The following is a 17,578-nucleotide window of genomic DNA, read 5'->3' as shown; positions in this document are numbered from 1 at the left end:
AACCAAGCATCACAACGAACCGGAGGCACAGCGCATGGAGTTCCGGCAGTCGAGCAAACTCAGCGAGGTCTGTTACGAGATCCGGGGCCCGGTGATCGAGCACGCCGACGCGCTGGAGGAGGCCGGCCACAGCGTGCTGCGCCTCAACACCGGCAACCCCGCGCTCTTCGGCTTCGAGGCGCCGGACGAGATCCTCCAGGACATGATCCGGATGCTCCCGCAGGCACACGGCTACACTGATTCACGCGGCATCCTCTCCGCCCGCCGCGCCGTTGCCCAGCGATACCAGGACCGCGGCCTGGAGGTCGGCGTCGACGACGTCTTCCTCGGCAACGGCGTCTCCGAGCTGGTGTCGATGGCCGTACAGGCGCTGGTCGAGGACGGCGACGAAGTCCTCATCCCCGCCCCGGACTTCCCGCTCTGGACGGCGGTGACCACGCTCGCCGGCGGCAAGGCCGTGCACTACCTCTGCGACGAACAGTCCGACTGGTACCCGGACCTGGCCGACATGGCCGCGAAGATCACCGACAGGACCCGCGCCGTCGTCATCATCAACCCCAACAACCCGACGGGCGCGGTATATCCCAAGGAGATCATCGAGGGCATCCTCGACCTCGCCCGCCGCCACGGCCTGATGGTGTTCGCCGACGAGATCTACGACCAGATCCTGTACGACGGCGCCGTGCACCACTCGGCCGCCGCACTCGCCCCCGACCTGGTCGTCCTCACCTTCTGCGGCCTGTCGAAGACCTACCGCGTCGCCGGATTCCGTTCCGGCTGGCTGGTCGTCACGGGCCCCAAGCAGCACGCCCGCAGCTATCTGGAGGGCCTGACGATGCTCGCCTCCATGCGGCTGTGCGCCAACGCGCCCGCCCAGTACGCCATTCAGGCCGCGCTCGGCGGCCGCCAGTCCATCCACGAACTGACCGCCCCCGGCGGCCGCCTGTACGAACAGCGCAACCGCGCCTGGGAGAAGCTCAACGAGATCCCCGGGGTCTCGTGCGTGAAACCGAAGGGCGCCCTGTACGCCTTCCCGCGCATCGACCCCGAGGTCCACAAGATCCACGACGACGAGAAGTTCGTCCTGGACCTCCTTCTCCGCGAGAAGATCCAGGTCGTGCAGGGCACCGGCTTCAACTGGCCCCGCCCCGACCACTTCCGCATCCTCACCCTCCCCCACGCCGACGACCTCGACGCGGCGATCAGCCGGATCGGACGGTTCCTGAGCGGGTACCGGCAGTAGCGGGTACCGGCAGTAGCGGGTACCGGCAGTAGCGGGTACCGGCAGTAGCGCGTGCCCGCAATAGCAGGTACCGGCAGTAGCGGGCGCCCGCAGTGGCGCGTGCCCGCAGTAGCAGGTACTGGCGGTAGGGCCGACCGGCGCAGCCGGTGCTGCGAGGGCCGTCGGCCGGTGTCACCGTACGAAGGACAGTCGCGTGCGAAGGGACAGAAAGGGTTTCGGCGATGGGTGACCTTCTCCTCGTACGGCACGGTGAGACCGAGTGGTCGTTGTCCGGGCGGCACACGGGGTCGACCGACGTCCCGCTGACCGAGAACGGCCGGGAGCAGGCCCGCAGGCTCGCTCCGCTGATCGCCCGCCACCACATCGCGGCGGCCTTCGTCAGCCCGATGCAACGGGCCCAGGAGACGGCACGGCTGGCCAGGATCGGCGGGGCGCGGGTGGACGCGGACCTGTCCGAGTGGGACTACGGCGGGTACGAGGGGATCACGACCCTCGAGATCCACCGGGAGCGGCCCGACTGGTTCCTGTTCACGGACGGGGTCACGCCCGGACCGCCCGAACACCCCGGGGAGAGCCCGGACGAGGTCGGGGCGCGCGCGGAGCGGATGCTGGCCAAGATCGACGCGGCGCTCGCCGAGGCGGAGGGCAGTGTGGTGGTCGTGTCGCACGGGCACTTCCTGCGGGTGCTGACCGCACGGCGGCTGGGCCTGCCCGCGGGGGACGGCGCCCTGTTCCAGCTCGGCACCGGGACGGTCAGCCGGCTGAGCACGGAGCACCGGCGGCATGTGGTGGCCGGCTGGAATGTCAGACCCGACTCGTACTGTTCTCATGAGCCGCTCTCCCCGTCGGAACAGCGGCCCGAGGAGCACTGACCGACCCTGGAGGGAGCGCGCCGTGACACGACCGCCGACCGCCGCACAGCGGCGTGTCATCGACGCCGCCGAACCGGTGACCGGGCGGCTGAAGGGTACGGAGACCCAGCTCGCCGCGCTGGTGAAGCGCGGGCTCGCCTTCCGGCATCCCAGGCCGCCGCACGCCCACTTCCTGACGCCCGCCGGGCATCGCATACGCGAGGCTCCCGAGCCCGAGCCCGGGCCCGAACCGGTCACGGAGACGTCCGTGTCCGCCGGGTCAGGGGTGTTCGCCGCCCGGATCGGCGGCGAGGAGGCGGCCGACGGCGGCCCCTCCCGGATGCGCGAGGTGCACAGCGCCTGGCAGGGGCTGCTGGAGATGCGCCGGATGACCAATCCGGACGGCGCCACGGACCGTCCCTGCGGATGGGAGCGGACACATCTGGTGCAGGCCGCGGCGCTCGCTCTGGAGGCGGCGGGCCACCGGCCCGCGGACGCGGATGCCGCGAGCGCCGGTTACCGGGTGCGTGCGACACCGCAGCCGGAGGCGGTCGCCGTGCGCGAGCCGGACCCCGGTGCGTTGCGTGCCTGCGCGGCCACGCTGGAGAAGGTGGGCTGGCAGGTCGGCGAGCACACGGAGCCGCGCACCGGGGCCCGCTATGTGCTGGCTTCGCCCCGGCGCGTGTGACAACGGCGGTGACGGCTCCAGGGTGGCGGTGCTCGTCTGCGCTTCGCCCCGGCGCGTGTGACAACGGCGGAATGGCTTGCGGTAGAAGGGAGTTGGACTGATTGGTTCAGACCTGACCGTCGTTGAAGGGAAAGTCGTGGCAGAGCAGTTTTCCGTCCCGGTGACCGTCCGCGGGTACGAGACCGACGTGCAGGGACACCTCAACCAGAGCGTCTATCTGCAGTACGCGGAGCACGCCCGCTGGGCGTTGATGCACGCGGCCGGGATCAGCCAGGCGGAGCTGATCGGCAAGGGCGTGGGCCCGGTGGTCCTGGAGACGACCATCCGCTATCTGCGGGAGCTGCGCGCGGGCGACGAAGTCGAGGTGACGTGCGGGTTCGCCTGGGGGGAGGGAAAATCCTTCCGGATCGAGCAGACCATACGCAAGACGGACGGCACGGTGTCCGCCGAACTCACCTGCGTCGGCGGGCTGCTGGACCTCAAGGAGCGCAGGCTGGTCGCGGACCCGCGGGAGTACTTCCGGGCGCTGGCAACCGACCCGCAGGAGTTCGGCCTCTGACCGGGTCGGCCTTGACCGGCCCGGCCGTGCCTTGCCGTGCCGGCGCCGGTGTCACGGTTCAACGCTCAAGACCGGCGCGCCGGTGACACGGCCCCGCCCCAAAGGGCAACGCGCCCGCGTCACAGGTGCGCGTCCTGCGGGCACCCCGGCAGTGTCACCGTCACCGTCAGGCCGCCGTCCTCGCGCGGCCCTGCCAGGGCCTCTCCGCCGTGGGCGCGGGCGATGGAGCGGACGATGGACAGGCCGAGGCCGGCGCCCTTCGAGGTGACCACGCGGTCGACGCCGAGGCGGCGGAAGGGCTCGAAGAGGGCGGGGAGTTCGTAGGGCGGCACGGCGGGACCGGAGTTGGTGACCTCCACCTCCGCCCGGCCCTCCTCGTTCGTACGGCTGACCACCTGGACCCAGCCCCCGTCGCCGGTGTTGTGCCGGATGCCGTTCTCGACCAGGTTGTGGACGAGGCGTTCGAGGAGCAGCGCGTCACCGAGGACGAGCGCCTCCCCCGCCTTCTCCTGGACGGTGATTCCGGCGCGCTCCGCCTCCCCCGTGATCTGGTCAGCCACATGGGTCACCACGTCGGCGAGGTCGACGGGCAGCCGTTCGTCGATCTCGCTCTCCGAGCGGGCGAGGAGCAGCAGGCCGGTGATCAGCCGCTCGTGCCGGGTGTTGATCTCCAGCAGGTTCTCGCCCAGTTGCCGTACGTCCTCGGAGGCCGTCTTGCGGTGCATGGCCACCTCGACGAGCGCGCGGCCCAGTGTCAGAGGGGTCCGCAGTTCGTGGGAGGCGTTGGCGACGAAGCGGCGCTGGCCGTCGAAGGAGCGGTCGAGCCGCTCGACCATGGTGTCGAAGGTGTCGGCGAGATCCTTGACCTCGTCGTCGGGGCCCCGCAGCGCGATGCGCTCGTGCAGGCCCCGGTCGGCGGCGGGCGAACTGGCGATGCGGTACGCCGTGTCCGTGACGCGGTGCAGCGGGGCCAGCACGCGCCCCGCGATCAGCCAGCCGAACCCGGCCGCGGCACCGCCGACGACGAGCAGCGCGAAGCCTCCCTGGGTGAGCAGTGAGTTGGTGGCGACGTCCCGGAGCCGGTCGCTCTCGGCGCCCATCCATTGCTCGAGGTCGTCGAAGTGCGGCGGAGGCGTCGCGCCGCCGCCGGAGATCAGCGTCCGCTCGCTGTGCGGTTCACCGGACGGCTGCGCGGAAGGCGTTCCTCCGACCGCACGCGACTCGGAGACGACTTTCTGCCCCGAGCGGTCCAGCTGCTGGGTGAGCAGGGCGTAGGTGACACCGAGCAGGACCACACCGCCCGCGAAGAAGAGACCGCCGTAGATCATGGTGAGGCGGGCGCGCAGGGTGATCCTGCGCGGAAGCAACCGGCGGGGCCGCGGGGACCGTACCTTCGGCCGCGGTTCGGCCCCGCTCACCGGATGTCTCACAAAAACGCTCACTGGATCCGGTACCCGACACCGGTGACGGTCTCCACGACCGCCGGGTCTCCGAGCTTGCGGCGCAGCTTGAGGACGGCGAGACGGACAGCCCCGGTGAACGGGTCGGCGTGTTCGTCCCACGCCTTCTCCAGGAGCTGCTCGGCGGAGACCGCGGCCCCCTCGGCGCGCAGCAGCTCGGCCAGCACGGCGAACTCCTTCTTCGACAGGGGGACGTAACGGTTGCCCCGGAACACCTCGCCCCGGGCCGGGTCCAGGGTGAGCCCCGCACGCCGCAGCACAGGGGGCGCGGCGGGACGCGCTCGCCGCCCCAACGCCAGGACGCGGGCAGTGAGTTCGGGGAAGGCGAAGGGTTTGACGAGGTAGTCGTCGGCGCCCAGGCCGAGGCCGAAGACGCGGTCGGTGACCTCGGCGGCCGCCGTGAGCATCAGCACCCGCGCGCTCGACTCGGACGCGACCAGTTCCCGGCACACGTCGTCGCCGTGCACGAGCGGCAGATCGCGGTCGAGGACGAGCACGTCGTAGTCGACGACCGTCGCACGCTCCAGTGCCGCCGCTCCGTCATACGCGATGTCGACCGCGTGCGCATGGCCGCGCAGCCACTCCGCGATCGCGTCGGCGAGCATCGCTTCGTCCTCGACCACCAGTACCCGCATCCGGTCACACCTCTCTCTGGACGGAGCGCTCCGCAGAGCAAGGGTGCCGGGAGCCGCGTTTCCTTTCTGTTAGTGATCGTCCGCAGGCCGCGTCCTCGGGCACTCAAGTGCCGTGGAAACGCTGGAGAAACAGCCGGTCCTGTTCCCTCCTGGCGAGTGGCCGGAGAGTTCCTCCGGTCCCGACACGAGGAGACGACGCGATGCGGAAGCGGACCCACGGCACACTCGCCGCCCTCCCGCCGGCACTCGCCCTGGCGCTTGCTCTGTCCCTTTCGGGATGTGGTGCCGGCGGCGACACGGTGGAGACCGGTGCGGCAGCGAGCAAGAGCGCGCAGGAGGACCAAGGGGTGAAGTTCGCGCAGTGTCTGCGCGAGCACGGCGTGGATGTGGAGGACCCGGAACCCGGCAAGGGTCTCCGGATCACCGGCCAGCTGCCCAAGGGTGAGGTCGACGCGGCGATGGAGGCCTGCCGCAAGTACGACCCCATGCAGAACGGGGACGCCAGTGCCGACCCCGAGGCGGAGGAGCGGATACGCAAGCTCGCCCAGTGCATGCGCGACAACGGGGTGGAGGACTTCCCCGACCCCGAGCCCGGCAGTGCGGGCCTTCAGATCAACCAGGACGTCGCCGAGGACCCCGACTTCGCGAAGGCCCAGAAGACATGCGACAAGTACGCCCCCGACGGCGGCGAAGGTCCCTCCCACGACAAGGCCGGCGATGAATGAGGCGGCGGTCGTGCCCGACGACACCTCCCCCGAGCGCACCCCTTCCGAAACGCCGAGCGGAGTCCGCTCCGAGCAGGCGCACTTCGAACCCCGGCCCGAGACCGACCAACCCGAGACCCTGTCCTCCCCCTCGGAACCGGCCGAGCCGAATCGTCCCCGGCGCCGCAAGCACCGCCGTCGCACTGCCGTCATCGCCGTGGGCGTCATCGCCGCGGTCGGCGGAGCGGCCACCGCCGGTATCGGTCTGGCAGGACGCGACGGATCCGCCGCCGCGTCCGCCACGCAACTCCCCCCGGCCACCGCCGAGGTGACCCGCCAGACCCTCAAGGACAGCCAGTCCGAGGACGGCGAACTCGGCTACGGAACCGCAACCGGCGCGACCGGCCGGGTCCCCGGCACCGTCACCGAACTCCCGGACGCCGGCGAGAAGATCACCCGCGGCGGGACCTTGTACGAGGTCGACGACAAGCCCGTAACCCTGATGTACGACGGGACTCCCGCGTACCGCGACCTGAAGGCCGGCGTCGAGGGCGCGGACGTCGAGGCGCTGGAGCGGAACCTCGACGCGCTCGGCTACTCGGGCTTCACGGTCGACGACGAGTACACCGACGCCACCGCCGACGCGGTGCGGGAGTGGCAGGAGGACCGGGGCCTGGACGAGTCCGGGGCCGTCGAGCTGGGCCGGGTGGTGTTCGCGCCGGCCGCCGTACGGGTGGACTCGGTGGACGCCGAGGAGGGCGCCGCCACGGGCCCCGGCCAGAAGGTCCTGTCGTACACCGGTACCGCCCAGGTCGTCACACTCGAACTCGACACCGCCGACCAGCGGTTGGCGAAGAAGGGCACGAAGGTTGCCGTTGGGCTGCCGGACGGCACGAGCGTCGAGGGCCGGATCGAGGACGTCTCCACCGAGATCGATCCCGGCGACGGCGGGCAGCAGGACCCGACGACCCAGGTGAAGGTGACCGTCGCGCTGGACGGCGCCGAGGCGCAGAAAGCGGCCGCGTCCTATGTACTGGCCGCCGTCGACGTCTTCTTCACGGCCGGCGAGCGCAAGGACGTCCTCACCGTTCCGATCGCCGCGCTCGTAGTGCTTGCGGAGGGCGGTTTCGGCGTCGAGGTCGTACGGGGGTCGACCACGGCGTATGTCGCTGTCGAGACGGGGCTGTTCGCGAACGGGCGGGTGGAGATCACCGGCGAGGGCATCACCGAGGGTACGAAAGTGGGGATGCCCGCATGATCTCCCTGACCGATGTCACCAAGGTCTACCCGGGCGGCGTCACCGCGCTGGCCGGGGTGTCCCTGACGATCGCGCGCGGTGAACTCGTCGCCATCGTGGGCCCGTCGGGCTCCGGGAAGTCGACCATGCTGCACATGCTGGGCACGCTCGACCGGCCCTCGTCGGGCAGGGTGCGGGTCGAGGGCCACGACGCGGGCGCACTGTCGGACGCGCGGCTGTCGGCGCTGCGGGCGCGCCGGATCGGCTTCGTCTTTCAGCGGTTCCATCTGGCGGGCGGGACAACGGCGTTGGAGAACGTGGCCGACGGTCTGCTCTACTCCGGGCTGCGGCCGGCCGAGCGCCGCCGTCGCGCGGCGCAGGCGCTGCGCCGGGTGGGCCTGGGGCACCGAATGCACCATGAGCCGCAGGAGTTGTCAGGCGGCGAGCGCCAACGGGTCGCCGTGGCCCGCGCGGTCGCCGGGGACCCGCCGCTGCTGCTCGCCGACGAGCCGACGGGGGCGCTGGACTCCGTGTCGGGCCTGGGTGTGATGCGGCTGCTGCGCGAACTGCACGGCACCGGCACCACGGTCGTGATCATCACCCATGACCGGGAGATCGCCGACTCACTGCCACGGCGGGTGCGGATGCGGGACGGCCGGGTGGTCGAGGACACGACGGAGCAGGGTGGACGGGACAGGACACCGGAGGCGGTCCGATGACCATCGATCTCCTGCGCCCCGCCCACCTCGGCCCCGCCGACATCGTCAGAGTCGGCGCCGTCGGTCTGCGCACCCGGCCGCTGCGGGCCTTCCTCTCGGCGCTCGGCATCGCGATCGGCATCGCGGCGATGGTCGCCGTCGTCGGCATCTCGTCCTCGTCCCGAGCCGACCTCGACCGTGCGCTGGCAGCCCTCGGCACCAATCTGCTCACGGTGTCACCGGGCTCCACCCTGACCGGCGGGGACGCCGAACTCCCCTCCACCGCCGAGGACATGGTGTCCCGCATCGACGGCGTGGATTCCGTGTCGGCGGTCGGCCGGGCCGAGGACGCAAAGGTCTACCGCACCGACCGGATTCCCGAGGCCCAGACGAACGGCATCGCGGTGTACGCGGCCCGCACGTCTCTACGGGCCACGGTCGGCGCCGAGTTGGCGAGCGGAACCTGGCTGAACGGGGGCACGGGCAGCTACCCGGCGGCGGTGCTCGGTGCGACGGCCGCCCAGCGGCTCGGGATCGGGCGCGCGAGTCCGGACACCCAGCTGCTGGTCGGCGGCACCTGGTTCACGGTGGTCGGGATTCTCCAACCATCCGAGCTGACACCGGAGTTGGACACGGCGACACTGGTCGGCTGGCCCGTGGCCGAGTCGGAGCTGGGGTTCGACGGGCATGCCACCACGGTCTACACCCGCTCGGCCGACACCTCCGTGCCGAGGGTCCGCGAGGTACTGGGTGCCACCGCCAACCCGGAGGCGCCGAGCGAGGTCGAGGTCTCCCGGCCCTCGGACGCGCTCGCCGCCAAGCAGGCCGCGGGCGAGGCGTTCACCGGGCTGCTGCTCGGGCTCGGCGCGGTCGCCCTGCTCGTCGGCGGGGTGGGGGTGGCGAACACGATGGTCATCTCGGTCCTTGAGCGCCGGGCTGAGATCGGGCTGCGCCGCTCGCTCGGCGCGACGCGGCGGCAGATCCGTACGCAGTTCCTGGCGGAGTCCCTGCTGCTGTCCGCCCTCGGCGGCGCGGCGGGCGCCCTGCTGGGCCTGACCGTCACCGCCGGGTACGCCCTCTACCAGGGCTGGCCGACCGCCGTACCGGCGTGGGCGCTGGCCGGTGGTATCGCGGCCACCCTGGTGATCGGCGGCCTGGCCGGCCTCTACCCGGCGATCCGGGCGTCGCGCCTGTCCCCGACGGAGGCGCTCGCGACTCCATGACAACGCGAATCTCGCGACACCGTGATGCCGCGGAGCTCGCACCACGGTCATAGCTCAAACCTCGCGACTCCGTGAAGGGGAACCCTGCGCATCGCGAACCTCACGGCACCGCACGAACGCGGCCTACGCGTCCAGCAGCTCCGGCCGGTGTTGGGCGTCGTAGGCCGCGCGTGATTCGGCGATCGTGCCGCGGTGCCGCTCGGCCCAGTCGGTGAGGGACAGCAGTGTCTCGTACAACTCGTGGGCCACGGGGGTGAGTTCGTACTCAACCTTCGGTGGCACCGTCGGATGGACGGTGCGGGTGACGAGTCCGTCGCGCTCAAGGTTGCGCAGGGTGAGGGAGAGCATGCGGCGGCTGATGCCCTCGACGCTGCGCTCCAGTTCGGTGAACCGGATCGGACCGTGCGCGGCGGCCACGATGATCAGGACGCTCCATTTTCCGGCGACCCTGTCAAGAACTTCGCGGACGGGACAGGCCTGCGCGTGCACTGCCTGCGCGGTAACACCGGTGTTCCCCTGGGACATCGAAGTGCCTCCTTCTGCCGGTCTCCATGGTCACTCACGATGTACCCCGTTACAAGTCGTGCACCTATGGAGAACGCCGAGGTCATCGCCATGCAGTTCCGAACCGTGTCACCGGCACCACGAACGTACTCCCGCTGGGCCGCACTGGTCGTGCTGTGCGCGGGCACGCTGATGACCATCCTGGACGGAAACATCGTCACGGTCGCGATGCCCGCGATCCAGAGCGACCTCGGCTTCTCGGGCCCGGGGCTCGCCTGGGTCGTGAACGCGTATCTGATTCCCTTCGGCGGGCTGCTGCTGCTCGTGGGGCGGCTCGGCGATCTGGTGGGCCCCAGGCGGATGTTCGTCGCCGGGCTCGCCGTGTTCACCGCGGCGTCCGTCCTGTGCGGGGTCGCCACCAGCCAGGGCATGCTGGTCGCGGCCCGCGCGGTGCAGGGCGTCGGCGGGGCGATGACCTCGGCGGTCGTCCTCGGCATGCTGGTCGCCCTCTTCCCCGAGCCGAGCGAACGGGCCCGCGCCATCGCGGTGTTCAGCGCGGTCGGCGCGGCGGGCGGGGCGCTCGGCACCTTCCTCGGCGGGGCGCTGACACAGGCGGTCGGCTGGCACTGGATCTTCCTGATCAACCTGCCGATCGGCGTCGTGGCACTGCTCGCGGCCCTCCGAATCCTCGCCCCCGGGCAGGGAGCCGGCCTCGGCAAGGGCGCCGACTATCCCGGAGCGGCACTGGTCACGGGAGCACTGATGCTGACGGTGTACGCGATCGTCGGCGCCGGCGATCGCACACTGGGCACCACACTCACCTTCGCCGCCGTGTCGCTCGCCCTCTTCGCCGGCTTCACCGTGCGGCAGGCATGGGCGGCCCGCCCGCTGCTGCGGCTGCGGCTCTTCCGCTCCCGCGCCCTCACGGGTGCGAACGGCGTCCAGATCCTGCTGATCGCGGGGATGTACGGCTTCCAGTTCATCGGCGCGCTCTATCTGCAACGCGTGCTGGGCTACAGCGAGTTGCTCACCGGCACGGCGTTCCTGCCCGCGCCGATCACGATCGGGGTACTGATGCTGACCCTGTCGGCGCGCACGATCGCCCGCTTCGGCCGGTACGGGGTGCTGCTCGCCGGGCTCGTCCTCATCACGGCGGGCATGGCGCTGCTCAGCCGGGCGCCGGCCGACGGCACGTATCTCGCCGACGTGCTGCCTCCGCTGCTCCTCCTCGCCGCCGGCTTCGCCGCCGCGATGCCCGCGGTCACCGGACTCGCCATGTCGGGCGCCCGCGAGGAGGACGCGGGACTGGCCTCCGGACTCTTCAACACCACCCAGGTGGTGGGCGGTTCACTGGGCCTTGCGGTCCTCACAACCCTGGCGGCGAGCCGCACGGAACGGCTGCTCGGGGAGGGTGATCGGCTCGTCGCAGCGACGGCGGACGGCTACCGGCTGGCGTTCACGGTCGCCATGGGGATCACCGCGACCGCGCTGGCGCTGGCGGCGGTGCTCCTGCGTCCGGGACGTCTCTCCGCCGCGGAGGAAGGCACGCCAAAGGTCGGTGTCACCACCCGCGCCTGACTGAGACAGCGGCGGATCCCCATCTCTTCCTGACGGGTATACGTCAACCGCAATCTCTGGTAGGAAACTTTCCTAACAGTACGCGGAAACGTCATTCTCCCCCTCGGAGGTACCGTGCACACCCCCCACGTACGCACGTCACGCCGCACCCTGCTCGCTCTGATCGGAGCTTCCCTGGTGGCAGGTCCTGTCATCGCGGCCCCGTCCGCGAGCGCGGCGGCGATCGGTCTGGACGACCCGGCGAAGAAGGAGATCGCCATGAAGCTGGTGTCCAGCGCGGAGAACTCCTCGCTGGACTGGAAGGCGCAGTACAAGTACATCGAGGACATCGGCGACGGGCGCGGCTACACGGCCGGGATCATCGGCTTCTGCTCCGGCACCGGCGACATGCTCGACCTCGTGGAGCTTTACGCGCAGCGCAAGCCCGGCAACGTACTCGCCAAGTACCTGCCCGCCCTGCGCACCGTGGACGGCACCGACTCGCACCAGGGCCTGGACCCCGGGTTCCCGGGCGACTGGGCCAGGGCCGCCCAGGACTCGGCGTTCCAGCAGGCCCAGAACGACGAGCGCGACCGCGTCTACTTCGACCCGGCCGTCCGGCAGGGCAAGACCGACGGGATCGGCGTCCTCGGCCAGTTCACGTACTACGACGCCATCGTGATGCACGGCGACGGCGGCGACAGCACCAGCTTCAGCAGCATCCGGCGGCGCGCTCTGGCGAAGGCCAAGCCGCCGGCCCAGGGAGGCGACGAGGTGACGTACCTGAACGCGTTCCTCGACGCGCGCGTCTGGGCGATGAAGCAGGAGGAGGCGCACTCGGACACCAGCCGGGTCGACACCGCCCAGCGGGTCTTCGTCCAGCAGCGGAACCTGAACCTGAGTCCGCCGCTGGACTGGAAGGTGTACGGCGACAGCTTCCACATCGGTTGACCTGACCGAAGGCGGACTGACCTGACCGAAGGTACGGCGGAGGGCGCGACACCTCGGGGTGCCGCGCCCTCCGTATGCCCGGGGCCTCAGTGCGCCCTGCGTGAGGCGTCAGTGGGCCGGGACCGCCTTGAGATCGTCGCCCGCCTCCATGGGATGGGTCACGTCGTCCGCGTCCTGCCCCTTGCCCAGGTGGTTGAAGACGAGGTTGAGGACCACGGCGGCCACACACCCCGTCGATATCCCCGAGTCCAGGACGATCTTCGCCGTCTCCGGGAAGGCGTGGTAGAACTCGGGCGCGGTGATCGGAATGATGCCGACGGCCAGTGACACGGCGACGATCAGGACGTTGTTGTCCTTCTCAAGTCCCGCTCGGACGAGGGTCTGGATGCCGCTGGCCGCGACCGAGCCGAAGAGAACGACGCCCGCCCCGCCTAGAACGGGACGCGGTACGACGGCGATCAGCGATGCGGCCATCGGGCACAGGCCCATGAGCACGAGGAAACCGCCGCCGGTGGCGACGACGTACCGGCTGCGGATCCTGGTCATCGCGACCAGGCCGATGTTCTGCGCGAAGGCGCTGCACATGAACCCGTTGAAGAGCGGGCTGATCGCGGAGCCGAGGGTGTCGGCGCGCAGGCCGGCCGCGATGGTCCGCTCGTCTGCCGGGCGCTCGACGATCTCGCCCAACGCCAGCATGTCCGCGGTCGATTCGGTCATCGAGACCACCATCACCACGCACATCGAGAGGATCGCGGCGACCTGGAACTGCGGTGCGCCGAAGTGGAAAGGGACAGGGAAGCCGACGATGTCCGCGTCGGTCACCGGCCCGAAGTCCGTGACGCCGAAGGGGATCGCGACGAGCGTGCCGATCACGAGGCCGAGCAGTACGGCGATCTGCTTCACGAAGCCGCGTGTGAAGCGGCGCAGCAGCAGCACGATGAGGAGCGTGGCTCCGGCCAGGCCCAGGTAGGTCGTCGAACCGTAGTCGCCGGCCGCCGGGTCGGGCCCCTGGGCCCAGCCGAAGGCGACCGGCAGCAGCGAGACGCCGATGAGCGTGATGACGGTGCCGGTGACGACGGGCGGGAAGAAGCGAACCGCCTTGCTGAAGAAGGGGGCGGCCATGAAGCCGAGGACACCCGCGACGATGACCGCGCCGAAGATGATCGGCAGCGCGTCGCTCCTGTCCTCGGTGGAGGCGACGACCGCGGTCATCGGGGCGACACCCGCGAAGGTGACGCCGTTGACGAACGGCAGCCTGGCGCCGATCTTCCAGATGCCGATCGTCTGGAGGAAGGTGGCGAGGCCCGCGGTGAACAGGCAGGCGCCGGTGAGGAAGGTCAGCTCGGTGGCGCTCAGACCGACGGCGGCGCCGACGATCAGGGGCGGCGCGACGACCCCGGCGTACATGGCGGCGACGTGCTGGAGGCCGCTGGTCGCCATCTTCAGCGGCGGCAGTTTCTCGTCAACCGGGTGTTTGGGCAGGTGAGTTGGTTGTGCATCGGTGCGGTGCTCGGGCTGCTGGGCGGCCACGGCGGCTCCTCCGGTCGGTTACACGTCGGCGTTGACGCGGTGTTCAGGGAGGTGATGCGCGGTCGTGCGGGACCGGCTGACGGAGACCGTTCGGGAGGAACGGAGGGAGAACAGACACCGTTCGGGAGGAACGGAGACCGTTAGGGGGAAACGGAGACCGCTCCGGGGCGCGCACTTCCATGCACGCCCCGGACACGGCCGCCATGGACCCCGCTCGGGTCCACGGCTACCGGCCGGGGGCCGTCCCCCTCGGCCGGAGATCTTCAACTGTTCAGGCCTGCGCGGCGATTCGGGCGAGGCGCTGTGCCTGGTCCCGCGTGGAGCGGGCGATGGCGTCCTCGTCGACGTGCAGAAGCCGGCTGTCCTCGACGACCGGCCGGCCGTTGACGAGCGAGAGCGTGACCGGGGCCGCCGCGCCGAAGACCAGCGCGGTCACCGGGTCGGCGATCGAGGCGTGGGCCAGGGTGTCCAGCTTCCACAGCACGAGGTCGGCGAGCTTGCCGGGCTCCAGGGAACCGATCTCCGCGGCCCTGCCCAGGACTTGGGCGCCGCCGAAGGTGCCGAGGCGCAGCGCCTGACGGGCGTTGAGGGCGGCCTCGCGGTGTGCGCCGAGGCGGTTGATGAGGAGCGCGTTGCGCAGTTCGGTGTGCAGTTCGCCGGACTCGTTCGAAGCGGTGCCGTCGACGCCGAGGCCGACCGGGACGCCGGCCGCCAGCATGTCGGGGACGCGCGCGATCCCGGCCGCCAGCCGGGCGTTGGAGGACGGGCAGTGGGCCACACCCGTCTTCGTACGGGCGAAGGCAGCGATGTCGGAGTCGTTCATGTGGACGCAGTGCGCCATCCACACGTCCTCGCCGAGCCAGCCCGTCGACTCGAAGTACTCGGTCGGACCCATGCCGAACAGCTCCTTGCAGAACTGCTCCTCCTCCACGGTCTCCGAACCGTGCGTGTGCAGCCGTACGCCCTTGCGGCGCGCCAACTCGGCGCCCTGCCGCATGAGTTCAGTGGACACGGAGAACGGCGAGCAGGGCGCGACGGCCACCTGGGTCATCGCGCCGAAGGAGGCGTCATGGTGCTCGTCGACCGTCGCCTCGGTCGCGGCGAGGGCTCCTTCGAGGGTCTCGACGGCGAAGTCCGGCGGCAACCCGCCGTCCTTCTCGCTGCGGTCCATGGAGCCGCGGGCAAGGGTGAAGCGGACGCCCGTCTCGCGCGCGGCCCGGATGATCGAGCCGGACAGGTCGCCGGAGCCCTTGGGGAAGACGTAGTGATGGTCCATGGCGGTGGTGACACCGCCGCGGGCCATCATGGCGAGGGAGCCCTGCGCCGCCGCGTACGTCATCTGCTCGTCGATGCGCGCCCAGGTCGGGTAGAGCGCGACGAGCCAGTTGAAGAGGTTGTGGTCGGTGGCCAGGCCCCGGGTGATCCACTGATAGAAGTGGTGGTGCGTGTTGACCAGGCCGGGGGTCACCAGGTGGCCGGTGCCGTCGATGCGGCGTACGACGTTCTCCAGGCCCTGAGGGGCCCTGCCCGCGCCGAGGGACTCGATGCGGTTGCCCGCGACGACGACGTGGCCCGACGCGTACTCGGTGTCACCCGCGTCAACCGTCGCGATCGCACAGTTCTCGATGACGATCCGCTGGACTTCCGCCGATGCTGCCATGGTGCGTCCTTCTTCGTATCCGGAGGTGGGCACGGCAGGACCCTAGGAGGTTTGAGTGCCGCGGCGGGGATGCCACGGGTGCCGAAGGAGGGGGTGCCCCCGGCCGGCCGGACGGGGGCACCGGGCAGGGGTCAGAGATTGGTGAGGTCCACCGGGATCCGCGGCTCGACGCCGTCGCGCAGCACGGTGGCCTCGATGAGCCCGTACGGGCGGTCCGCCGCGAAGTAGACCTCGTTGTCGTTCTCAAGCCCGAACGGCTTCAGGTCCACCAGGAAGTGATGCTTGTTCGGGAGCGAGAAGCGGACCTCGTCGATCTCGCTGCGGTTGTCGATGATCCGCGAACCCATTTGGTACAGGCTCTGCTGCAGCGACAGCGAGTACGTCTCCGCGAAGGCCTGGAGCATGTGCTTCCTGACCTGGTCGTAGGACTTCTCCCAGTTGGGCATCTGCTGGTCGTCGGCCGACCAGTTGAAGCGCCAGCGGGCGGAGACCTGGGTGGCCAGGATGCGGTCGTACGCCTCGGGCAGCGTCGTGTACCTGTCCTTGACGTAGCCCCAGAACTCGGAGTTCGTCGAGTTCATCACGACGAGGTCCTTCAGCCCCGAGACGACCTCCCATGACGAACCGTCATAGGTGATCTGGCTGACCCGGGTCTCCTGGCCCTTGCGCACGAAGGAGTGCTTGGCCTCGTCGGCGCCGGTGAACTCCGAGTTGGCGTCCGAGGTCTCGATGCGCTCCCACGAGTACTCCTCGATCCGGATGCGCGCCGTCCTGATCGGCTCCTGGCTGGTCACGAAGTGCCGGGCGAGGTGGATGCCGAACTGCTCGGCGGACTCGATGCCGTGCTCCTTGGCGAAGGCGTACACCGTGTTCTTGGTGGTGTCCGTCGGCAGGACGTTGGCGTTGGATCCCGAGTAGTGGACCTCTTCCATGTCGCCGCTCAGGGCGACCGACACGTTCAGGTCCTTGATGTGATGGGTGCCGCCGTCCCGCGTGATCTTGACGACGCGGTTCTCGGCCTTGCCGTACTGGTTCTGCCCCAGGACCACAGGACGGGCAGGACGGGCAGGACGGCCAGGACGGGCATTGTCGGTCATGTCTGCTAGCTCCCTCGGTAAACGGAGTAGCCGAACGGGTTGAGCAGCAGCGGTACGTGGTAGTGCTCGCCCGGCCTGACGGCGAAGGTGATCGTCACCTCGGGGAAGAACACTCCGGTCGCGCCGCTGTCCCGATTCGCGGGGGCGTCCTGCTGCGCATCGGCTTGCTTCTTCTCTTGGTACTCCTCGACCGCGAAGTCGAGCCGTACGTGGGTCGTCCCCTCCGGCAGCGCCGGAAGGTCCTTGCACCGGCCGTCCGCGTCGGTCGCGGAACCGCCGAGTGCCTGCCAGTCCGCGTCACGCCCGGCGCGGGCCGCGAGCTGAACCGCGACACCCCCGGCGGGGCGCCCGACGCTGGTGTCCAGGATGTGCGTGGACACGGAGGCTGTGCTGTCGGTGCTCATACGTCATCTTCCTGCTGTACGAGGTTGGCCAGACGGATGCGGTTGATCTTGCCGAGTTCGGCGCGGACGATCTCGCGCTCCTGGCCCGGCGCGTTGCCGATCCGTTCCTTGACCGCGTCGCGCATCTGCTCGCCGGTCCTGCCGGTGGCGCAGATCAGGAAGACGTGGCCGAACCTCTCCTGGTAAGCCAGGTTCAGTTCGAGCATCTCCTCCTTGAGCTCCTCGGACGCGCCGGCCATGCCGCGCTGCTCCCGGGAGGAGGTCGGGTCCCCGGGCTTCGGCCGGCCGATGGGCGGATGCCCGGCCATCGCCTCCGCCAGGTCCGCGGTGGTCAGCTCGGCCATGACGTCGTCGCTGGCGGCGAGGAGGTCGGCGAGGCTTGCGAAGGGGCGGCAGGCGAGCAGACCGCTGCCCCACGCGGATGAGGCGCACGCCTCGTGGAGGGCGGCGGCTGCCGCGTGCTCCTCAAGGGCGTTGAACCGGGTCAGGCCCGGTGTCGAGGAACTCGAAGTCACGGGAGCCTCCGTGGCCTTGTTGCTGGACTGGCTGCGGCTAGCTAACGCCCTCGAAAACATCA

Annotated in this window: 18 protein-coding genes; 10 read left to right on the top strand and 8 right to left on the bottom strand. The window is 70.4% G+C overall.

The genetic code is table 11. The annotated features are described in order from the left end of the window. Positions 1-34: 34 nt before the first annotated feature. From ACFYPC_RS04110 to ACFYPC_RS04095, 4 genes are all read left to right on the top strand, one after another. Positions 35-1,243, top strand: coding sequence for a pyridoxal phosphate-dependent aminotransferase (locus ACFYPC_RS04110; RefSeq protein WP_388670405.1), 1,209 nt, complete (start codon positions 35-37; stop codon positions 1,241-1,243). Between the two features lie 221 nt (positions 1,244-1,464). After that, positions 1,465-2,115, top strand: a complete 651-nt coding sequence (locus tag ACFYPC_RS04105; protein WP_388670402.1) for a histidine phosphatase family protein — start codon at positions 1,465-1,467, stop codon at positions 2,113-2,115. Positions 2,116-2,137: 22 nt separating this feature from the next. Continuing rightward, positions 2,138-2,782: a hypothetical protein gene (locus ACFYPC_RS04100; protein WP_388670399.1), complete on the top strand. Its 645-nt coding sequence runs from the start codon at positions 2,138-2,140 to the stop codon at positions 2,780-2,782. 136 nt (positions 2,783-2,918) lie between these two features. Then, the gene (locus tag ACFYPC_RS04095) at positions 2,919-3,341 is read left to right on the top strand and encodes an acyl-CoA thioesterase (RefSeq protein WP_388670396.1); all 423 of its coding nucleotides are present in this window, start codon (positions 2,919-2,921) and stop codon (positions 3,339-3,341) included. 119 nt (positions 3,342-3,460) lie between these two features. On the opposite strand, the gene ACFYPC_RS04090 is transcribed toward ACFYPC_RS04095, so the two are convergent. Together ACFYPC_RS04090 and ACFYPC_RS04085 are read right to left on the bottom strand one after the other, a co-directional pair. Beyond that, positions 3,461-4,771, bottom strand: a complete 1,311-nt coding sequence (locus ACFYPC_RS04090; RefSeq protein WP_388670393.1) for a sensor histidine kinase — start codon at positions 4,769-4,771, stop codon at positions 3,461-3,463. Between the two features lie 8 nt (positions 4,772-4,779). After that, entirely contained in the window at positions 4,780-5,436 is a 657-nt protein-coding gene (locus ACFYPC_RS04085; RefSeq protein ID WP_388670389.1) for a response regulator transcription factor, read from the bottom strand. A gap of 200 nt (positions 5,437-5,636) precedes the next feature. Between ACFYPC_RS04085 and ACFYPC_RS04080 the strand changes: the two genes are divergently transcribed. Genes ACFYPC_RS04080 through ACFYPC_RS04065 form a run of 4 tightly spaced genes read left to right on the top strand, consistent with a single transcriptional unit; the run spans position 5,637 to position 9,298 of the window. After that, positions 5,637-6,161: a hypothetical protein gene (locus ACFYPC_RS04080; RefSeq protein WP_388670386.1), complete on the top strand. Its 525-nt coding sequence runs from the start codon at positions 5,637-5,639 to the stop codon at positions 6,159-6,161. A gap of 10 nt (positions 6,162-6,171) precedes the next feature. Beyond that, on the top strand, positions 6,172-7,398 hold the full coding sequence (locus ACFYPC_RS04075) for an efflux RND transporter periplasmic adaptor subunit (protein ID WP_388670383.1): 1,227 nt from the start codon (positions 6,172-6,174) through the stop codon (positions 7,396-7,398). Then, positions 7,395-8,096 (top strand): ABC transporter ATP-binding protein, encoded by a 702-nt coding sequence (locus ACFYPC_RS04070; RefSeq protein WP_388670381.1) that lies wholly within the window; start codon positions 7,395-7,397, stop codon positions 8,094-8,096. The genes ACFYPC_RS04075 and ACFYPC_RS04070 overlap by 4 nt, the downstream gene beginning before the upstream one ends. Then, positions 8,093-9,298 (top strand): ABC transporter permease, encoded by a 1,206-nt coding sequence (locus ACFYPC_RS04065; protein WP_388670379.1) that lies wholly within the window; start codon positions 8,093-8,095, stop codon positions 9,296-9,298. The genes ACFYPC_RS04070 and ACFYPC_RS04065 overlap by 4 nt, the downstream gene beginning before the upstream one ends. 123 nt (positions 9,299-9,421) lie before the next feature. Here the strand turns inward: ACFYPC_RS04065 and ACFYPC_RS04060 are convergent, their stop codons facing one another. Continuing rightward, positions 9,422-9,823 carry a winged helix-turn-helix transcriptional regulator gene (locus tag ACFYPC_RS04060; RefSeq protein WP_388670376.1) on the bottom strand — a complete coding sequence of 134 codons (402 nt, stop codon included), beginning with the start codon at positions 9,821-9,823 and terminating at the stop codon, positions 9,422-9,424. Between the two features lie 66 nt (positions 9,824-9,889). Between ACFYPC_RS04060 and ACFYPC_RS04055 the strand changes: the two genes are divergently transcribed. Both ACFYPC_RS04055 and ACFYPC_RS04050 read left to right on the top strand, forming a co-directional pair. Next, positions 9,890-11,380, top strand: a complete 1,491-nt coding sequence (locus tag ACFYPC_RS04055; RefSeq protein WP_388670373.1) for an MFS transporter — start codon at positions 9,890-9,892, stop codon at positions 11,378-11,380. 114 nt (positions 11,381-11,494) lie between these two features. Next, entirely contained in the window at positions 11,495-12,310 is an 816-nt protein-coding gene (locus ACFYPC_RS04050; RefSeq protein ID WP_388670370.1) for a chitosanase, read from the top strand. Between the two features lie 108 nt (positions 12,311-12,418). Here the strand turns inward: ACFYPC_RS04050 and ACFYPC_RS04045 are convergent, their stop codons facing one another. From ACFYPC_RS04045 to uraD, 5 genes are all read right to left on the bottom strand, one after another. Further along, positions 12,419-13,792 carry a nucleobase:cation symporter-2 family protein gene (locus ACFYPC_RS04045; protein WP_388671972.1) on the bottom strand — a complete coding sequence of 458 codons (1,374 nt, stop codon included), beginning with the start codon at positions 13,790-13,792 and terminating at the stop codon, positions 12,419-12,421. A gap of 319 nt (positions 13,793-14,111) precedes the next feature. Next, entirely contained in the window at positions 14,112-15,500 is a 1,389-nt protein-coding gene (locus ACFYPC_RS04040; protein WP_388670367.1) for an 8-oxoguanine deaminase, read from the bottom strand. Between the two features lie 131 nt (positions 15,501-15,631). After that, positions 15,632-16,597, bottom strand: a complete 966-nt coding sequence (gene pucL / locus ACFYPC_RS04035; RefSeq protein ID WP_388670364.1) for a factor-independent urate hydroxylase — start codon at positions 16,595-16,597, stop codon at positions 15,632-15,634. Positions 16,598-16,602: 5 nt separating this feature from the next. Then, entirely contained in the window at positions 16,603-17,001 is a 399-nt protein-coding gene (uraH, locus tag ACFYPC_RS04030; RefSeq protein ID WP_388670361.1) for a hydroxyisourate hydrolase, read from the bottom strand. Then, the gene (gene uraD, locus ACFYPC_RS04025; RefSeq protein WP_388670358.1) at positions 16,998-17,516 is read right to left on the bottom strand and encodes a 2-oxo-4-hydroxy-4-carboxy-5-ureidoimidazoline decarboxylase; all 519 of its coding nucleotides are present in this window, start codon (positions 17,514-17,516) and stop codon (positions 16,998-17,000) included. Before uraD ends, uraH begins: the two co-directional genes overlap by 4 nt. Positions 17,517-17,578: the final 62 nt, after the last annotated feature.

The sequence above is a fragment of the Streptomyces sp. NPDC005808 genome (assembly GCF_042871385.1).
Classification (GTDB): domain Bacteria; phylum Actinomycetota; class Actinomycetes; order Streptomycetales; family Streptomycetaceae; genus Streptomyces.
Note: the sequence above shows the minus strand (reverse complement) of the source record. Positions and strands in the feature narration are given on the sequence as shown.